Origin of the sequence: Collimonas sp. OK607 (assembly GCF_900111995.1) — a bacterium.
Classification (GTDB): Bacteria; Pseudomonadota; Gammaproteobacteria; order Burkholderiales; family Burkholderiaceae_D; genus Collimonas.
In genome coordinates this window covers 70,009-76,918 of record NZ_FOKF01000025.1, presented here as the reverse complement: position 1 = coordinate 76,918, position 6,910 = coordinate 70,009, and the positions used below count along the sequence as shown (strand labels likewise).

Sequence of the window (6,910 nt, the reverse complement as noted above, 5' to 3'; positions counted from 1 at the left end):
CAATCAGTGGGGCACCAGCATGATCGGCTTCAAGGGTACCGAAGATCTGGGTGGCGGATTGAGCGCCTTTTTCTTGTTGGAATCCGGTTTTGACGCCACCAACGGCAGCACCAACGGTAGCGCCTTGTTCAATCGGCGTTCTTATGTCGGCCTGAACGGTAGCGCCGGCTCGATCAAATTCGGTAAAAACCTGTTCATCGTCAATGACGTCTGGAATCTCGATCCTACCGGTCAGCAATTCATGAGTACGCAGAATCTGGTCAAGGGCCGCAACTGGCCGGGCGCCAATAACGTCATCGAATACCAGACGCCTACCTGGGGCGGTTTTAACGCCACCGTACAAACCAGTCTGGGCGAGAAAGCCGGTTCCACCAAAAATGGCCGCAGCGACGGCATTTCGCTGGTGTACACCACCGGCGGCCTCGAACTACGTGCCATCTATGACGTTATCCGCGATGCCAACGGCCGTTATACCGACGTCTACACCGCTTCCAAGGATCTGATTGTGGGCGGTACCTACACTGTGGACCAGCTGAAACTGTACGCCGGATACGAAAATGTCTCGGCCCCGGATACCGCGTCGCCTACCGATCCGGACAAGATCAATCATTACTGGATCGGCGCCAACTACGTGCTGACACCGGCATGGACATTGATCGGTGCTGCGTTCCACGCCAAGCTCAATCACGATGCAGGAAGCGCCAGCCTGTTCATGGTCGGGGCCAATTACAACCTGTCGAAACGGACTTTGCTATATGCGGCTGTTGGCACGATGCGCAACAAGGGTAATGCCGATTTTGGAACGGAGTTCGACAGCCCTTTGCCGGGCCATGCGCAAAATGGCGGTTACGCCGGTATCAGCCATTCATTCTAAATGGCTGCGTTGAGGTAAGCTGTCAGTTACGAAAGCACGTAGCGTAATACAACAACGAGGTCGCACAGACCTCGTTGGCATTTCAAGAAGGACGGGGATATGACGACTGCGACAGCCATGATGAGTCTACTGTTTGACGGCAAGAATTTACTGGGAGAAGGCGTGTTGTGGTGCCCACGTACCCAGCGTTTGTTCTGGACCGATATTCTTGGCGCCGCCCTGTGGTCCCACACGCCGGCTACCGGCGCGACCCGCAGCTGGCCGATGCCGGAACGGCTGGCGACGTTTGCCCTGACCGAGGATGACGACCGGCTGCTGTTGGGGCTGGCGTCGCAACTAGCCTGGTTCACTTTTTCCAGTGAAGAGGTGACGCCGATTTGCAAGGTCGAGGCGGACCTGCCGCATACCCGCTTGAACGACGGCCGTTGCGATCGCTTCGGGCGCTTTGTTTTCGGCACCAAGAACGATGCGCCTGGCCTGGCGCGCTGCTGCAGTTTTTATCGGCTCAATACCGACCTCACGCTGGAGCGACTGGCGTTGCCCGCGGTAGCGATCAGCAATAGCATTTGCTTTAGTCCGGATGGCCACATCATGTATTACTGCGATTCGCCCACCAAGACGATTCGTTGCTGCGACTACGACACCGATGCCGGCACGATCAGTAACGATCGCCTGTTTGCCGACTTGAAGGAGCAGCCGGGCGAACCGGATGGTTCAACCATCGACAGCGCCGGTTATCTGTGGAACGCCCAGTGGGGCGGTCATCGTGTACTGCGTTATGCACCGGACGGCAGCATTGATCGTATTGTCCATGTGCCGGTGGCGCAGCCTAGCTGCGTGGCGTTTGGCGGAGCGGCTTTGGATACATTGTACGTAACCAGCGCACGTGAATCACTATCGGATGCTGCCTTGCGGGCCGAGCCGACAGCAGGGGGAGTGTTCCAGTTACGCTTGCCTGATGCGCGCGGTCTGCCGGAAGCCCGGTTCCGAGGCTAACCGGCCGCGATGCGTGATGGAACAGCTGCGGCTGGATTTCGGTTTCAATGTCTTGCGTTGTTTATAGGTAAGTGACGGTCATGATGACCGGGCTAAGAGTGGAGCCTGCCGCGGGAGCTTTGGCAGACAGACCCAGCTGAGTGTGTCCCCGCAAGACCATCTGGTAAGCGGTCGCTTCCCGGGTTCCCAGCGGTTTGCCATCGCGCGTCAAGGTGAGGGTGGCGGCCGGGTTTGCATTGGTGTCGGCACGCTGAAACGAGACAGCGAAGGCGCTGAGACTGTCGCATTGGAGATTCAGCTGCCCGGCATTGAAGCTGCCAGTGCTGCAAGGCGGAGCGACAATGCGGCCGGAAAAATGAATGGTGCCTCCGTTTGTGCCGGCCATGGCGCTCGAAGTTAACGCCAGCAGCGCGGATGTGACCGCGAGCCTTGATAAAGAGATTTTCATTCTTACTCCTATAAAGAGAGCAAAACCCGCAAGTGAGTTGCCATGTATAAATAATACCGCATGGAAATTTCAGGTGCTTGTGTTTTAGTCGTCTTAACCAGGGAAAAATGAATAAGTTTATTCTTAAAAACCTGTGTCTATGATCTTGCCGTCACGTCGCCAGAATGCGCCCGATGGCCGCACTGTTGACGGCGATTTTTTCGCTATCCTGATACAGCAGCTCTACCCGCTGCTGTAGCGAGTGCCAGGCTGACCACTGCGTTGCCTGGGCGCCGGCATTGAACTCTTGCGATGCAATCGGCACGCCATCGGAGGGCGGCAAAGGTGCGTTCGGATTGAGTACCAGTTCCGCCAGCCCCAAGGTCTTGCCGACCCGTGCAGTCGCCGCATCCAGTTCGAGATTGACCGCTTCATGCGGCATGCCTTCCGCGTTGCGGCGCAACAGCATGCGCAGGGCAGCCACATGCGCCATGACCAGATAATTCTGGACGATGAACTGATTCAGGTTTTCCACCGCGCGATGCTTGCTGACCGGTTCGTCGAGCATGCGCACCAGCGTCGATACCAGTTCCGACATGCTGTCGAGAAAACGCTTGCGGCTGATACGGTAGATGAAGTCGTCCCGCGTCTTGCCTTGCATGAGCTGGTTGCTGGCGTCCAGAAAACGCTGGTTGCTCTTCAAGACATTCCGGATCAACTGTGGCAGCGTGCGATATTCCCAACTCGGCAAGACGAAGCTGAATGCAGTAGCGATGGCCGCGCCGATCAGCGTGTCGATCAGGCGTTCGCCGATGACATGGCCGCTACTCGGAATGACCAGATTGATTTGCAGCAGAATCTGCATACTGGCGGCGATCGCCGTGTAGCGATACTTGACATAGATGAAAGCCGGCGCTGCCACCGTGGCCATGAATAAAAAGCCGAGCAATGCAATCGGCTCGTGCACGAAGCGCAAGATCAGCGCGGTCGCCACGCAGCCTATCAGGGTGCCGATCAGGCGGTCGCTGCGGCGTTGTTTGGTCTGGCTGAAGCTGGGCTTCAAGATGATGGCAATCGTCAGCACAATCCAGTAGCCGTGGCCGGCATAGGGCAAGGCATCGGCCGCCAGCAGGCCGCAGGAAATCGCCAGCGCGGCGCGCACTGCAAAGCGGAAGGTCGGCGAATGCCAGCGTAGATTGGCAACCAGCACGCCCAACTGGTATTTTTGCTGCGTCAGGAACGGCGTCATGTCTTTGCCCATCAGCACCGGCAACGGTCCTTGCACGCTTTGCGTGGCATGGTGCAACTGGCCGATCATGTCGATCGCATCGCAAATTTTGCCGTAGGCGGCGCGCAAGATGTCCAGCGCTTCCTCTGATACCTTGCCGGCGAGGCTGTCCTGCTGCAATTGTTGCAGTTCGCTTTCGATCGAACGCCGCTCCGCCTTGTAGCTGATGCTGGCGAACGAGGCGCGCTTGCGGGTGACGGCGTAGGCAATCGTTTCGATATCCTTGGCCGCCTTGTCGACCAGGTCGCGCAGATATGTCAGGACTTCGGCATCGGCCAGATGCTGGCGCAGGATGGCGTAGTCGGTATGGGTCGAGAGAATGTGTTCATACAGGTCGAACATGCCGAAATGGACTTGCACCAGGATCGCATCTTCCTGGTTCCTGGGATCGCGCAGGATCAGGTCGCGCGATGCCTGCTGCTTTTCGGCCAGCACGATCTGCTGGCGAACCAGGAGATTGAACTGACTGTTCAGGTCGACATGCATGTCGTAGAAATCGGCCTTGATATTGATATAGCGCGCCAGTTCAAACAAGGCTTCGGCCAGCACCTGCTGCTTGATGCGGCTGCGCAGGAACCAGGACACCGTCATCGAGTACGCCAGGTAAGACAGGCCGCCGGCCAGGAACAAGCCGGTATGGAAAAACGCCTGTTGCACGTTCATGGCGCTTTCCATCGACAAAGTCATCACGAACAAGGCGGCAAACTGCAGGGGCATGGCCTTTTTGCCATACACCACCATCATGCTGGCGAGGAAAGTCACTATCACCAGCATGAAGCTCAGCAGCCAGTGAAACGGTGCGCACAGGCTGATGATGAGGGTGACTACAGTGCATAACAGCACGCTCGACAGCATTTCGTTGAATTTGTGGCGCAGCGAACTCGGCAAATCCATCAGGCTGGTCGACAGGGCGCCGATACAGACTGTCATCGCAGTCGGCAGGTCGCTGAACTGCAGCACCAGCATGGTCAGTCCCACCACACCCGTGGCGATCCGCAAACCAGTATAGAAATAATGACTAAAAATAAAGGTGCGCAGATCTAGAGCGTAGTGCATGTAGGTGTCATGGCGTTAGCTGGCGAGGCTGAAAGTGTACCGCGTTTGCCCACAAAAATTGAGCCGGAAGGTGCAAAAAAGGCATGAAACCTATTTGTCCTCCGGATAACGGGCTTTCCCTCAGGGTTTTTACGGTTTTTTTACACTTTGTTTACACCCCCATCCAGACTCTTTACGACATTTTTAGAAGCTTCTCTATAGCCTGACGGTACCGCAACTAATCTGTGATGAGGGTAATGATGGAGCTGGTAATTGATGGAATGTATGTCGGCGCAATCGTGGCGATGTTTGTCGTCACCTGGGCGCTGGCGGTGGGATGCAAAAAGTTGGAGGACCGGCAATGAACCCGTTCTATGTACTTGGCGCGGTGGTTACCGTCGCGCTGCTGGTGTATCTGGTTGTGGCCTTGATCAAAGCGGAGGATTTCTGAAATGACCTCCCAATCCACCATGTTGTTGATCGCTTTCCTGGCAGCGCTGCTTCTGCTGAGTTATCCGCTCGGGAAATTTATCGTGCAAGTCGCCGCCGGATCTTCCGATCATGCGCCGGTAACCGGTTTCGGCTGGGTTAGTCGAATTTTTAGCCGGATTGAGCAATGGCTCTATCGTTGTGCCGGCATCAAGGCCAAGTCCGAGATGAACTGGAAGACCTATGCGCTGGCATTGCTGCTGTTTAATACCATCGGCGCGTTGGCGACTTTCGTCTTGCAACGTTTCCAACTCTGGTTGCCGCTGAATCCACAGCATTTTGCCAATCTCAGTTCCGATTCTGCATTCAATACTGCGGTCAGTTTTATCACCAACACCAACTGGCAAGGTTATTCGGGTGAAAGCACGATGAGCTACCTGACCCAGATGCTGGTGCTGGCAGTGCAGAATTTCTTTTCCGCGGCTACCGGTATCGCGGTTGCCTTTGCCCTGATCCGCGGTTTTTCGCGTCATTCATCGCTGTCGATCGGTAATTTCTGGACCGACATCACCCGTTCTACCGTGTACCTGCTGTTGCCGTTGTCAGTGATTTTCTCGGTATTCCTGATCAGTCAGGGCGTGATCCAGAATTTCGATTCGTATAAAGAAGCCACCATCGTGCAGCCGCTGGATTATCAACAGCCCAAAGTCGGCGCTGACGGCCAGCCGGTCAACGATGCCAGCGGCAAGCCGGTGCTGGAAAACATGAGCACCAAGGTGCAGACCCTGGCCATGGGCCCGGTGGCGTCGCAGGAAGCGATCAAGATGATCGGCACCAATGGTGGCGGCTTTTTCAATGCGAACTCGGCCCACCCATATGAAAATCCGACGCCGCTGTCGAATTTCATGCAGATGCTGGCCATCTTCCTGATCCCGGCAGCGCTGTGTTTCACCTTCGGTTTCATGGTTGGGGATATCCGCCAAGGGTGGGCAGTGCTGGCGGCGATGACGATCATTTTCGTGATCATGACGGCAGTGGTGATGTACGCCGAACAGCAATCGCATCCGGGTCTTAGCGCCTTGGGTATCGACCAGACCCATAGCCTGTTGCAATCGGGCGGCAATATGGAAGGCAAGGAAAGCCGCTTCGGCATCAGCGCTTCGGCCCTGTTTGCGGCGGTTACCACGGCCGCGTCTTGCGGTGCCGTGAATGCGATGCACGATTCATTTACAGCGCTGGGTGGCATGGTGCCGATGGCGCTGATACAAATGGGTGAAGTGGTGTTCGGCGGTGTCGGCTCCGGCCTGTACGGCATGTTGGTGTTTGCCATCATGGCGGTATTCATTGCCGGTTTGATGATCGGCCGCACTCCGGAATATCTGGGCAAGAAGATCCAGTCGTTCGAAATGAAGATGACTTCGATCGCCATCCTGGCGACACCGATGCTGGTGCTGGGCGGTACCGCGATAGCGGTGATGGCGACGGCTGGCGTGGCGGGCATCCTTAATCCTGGCGCCCACGGCTTCAGCGAAATCCTGTACGCCTTCTCTTCTGCCGCCAACAACAACGGCAGCGCCTTCGCCGGCCTGTCCGCCAACACGCCGTTCTATAACGTCATGCTGGCAATCGCAATGTGGTTCGGACGTTTCATCATCATCGTCACGATCCTGGCAATGGCTGGTTCGTTTGCAGCCAAAAAGCGGCTGGAACCGAACTCCGGCACGATGCCGACCCACGGTCCGCTGTTTATCGTGTTGCTGATTGGTGTCGTGGTGCTGGTGGGTGTATTGAACTACGTACCCGCCCTGGCACTTGGCCCAGTCGTTGAACATCTGCAAATGTTTGTACCAAATTAAGAAGA

6 protein-coding genes are annotated in these 6,910 nt (G+C 56.3%); 4 read left to right on the top strand and 2 right to left on the bottom strand.

Annotated features, from left to right (window positions below; translation table 11 throughout):
* Both BM029_RS16995 and BM029_RS16990 read left to right on the top strand, forming a co-directional pair.
* The coding region (locus BM029_RS16995; RefSeq protein WP_244544995.1) for a porin at positions 1–874 on the top strand (874 nt) is incomplete at its 5' end.
* Positions 875–973: 99 nt separating this feature from the next.
* Positions 974–1,870, top strand: coding sequence for an SMP-30/gluconolactonase/LRE family protein (locus tag BM029_RS16990; RefSeq protein ID WP_244545099.1), 897 nt, complete (start codon positions 974–976; stop codon positions 1,868–1,870).
* Between the two features lie 61 nt (positions 1,871–1,931).
* Here the strand turns inward: BM029_RS16990 and BM029_RS16985 are convergent, their stop codons facing one another.
* Both BM029_RS16985 and BM029_RS16980 read right to left on the bottom strand, forming a co-directional pair.
* Positions 1,932–2,318 carry a type 1 fimbrial protein gene (locus tag BM029_RS16985; protein ID WP_092437991.1) on the bottom strand — a complete coding sequence of 129 codons (387 nt, stop codon included), beginning with the start codon at positions 2,316–2,318 and terminating at the stop codon, positions 1,932–1,934.
* 151 nt (positions 2,319–2,469) lie between these two features.
* Positions 2,470–4,641 carry an FUSC family membrane protein gene (locus BM029_RS16980; RefSeq protein ID WP_092437989.1) on the bottom strand — a complete coding sequence of 724 codons (2,172 nt, stop codon included), beginning with the start codon at positions 4,639–4,641 and terminating at the stop codon, positions 2,470–2,472.
* 340 nt (positions 4,642–4,981) lie between these two features.
* Here BM029_RS16980 and kdpF point away from each other — a divergent pair, with 340 nt between their 5' ends.
* Together kdpF and kdpA are read left to right on the top strand one after the other, a co-directional pair.
* On the top strand, positions 4,982–5,071 hold the full coding sequence (kdpF, locus tag BM029_RS16975; protein WP_061534000.1) for a K(+)-transporting ATPase subunit F: 90 nt from the start codon (positions 4,982–4,984) through the stop codon (positions 5,069–5,071).
* Position 5,072: 1 nt separating this feature from the next.
* Positions 5,073–6,905 carry a potassium-transporting ATPase subunit KdpA gene (kdpA, locus tag BM029_RS16970; protein WP_092437985.1) on the top strand — a complete coding sequence of 611 codons (1,833 nt, stop codon included), beginning with the start codon at positions 5,073–5,075 and terminating at the stop codon, positions 6,903–6,905.
* The last annotated feature ends 5 nt before the right edge of the window (positions 6,906–6,910 follow it).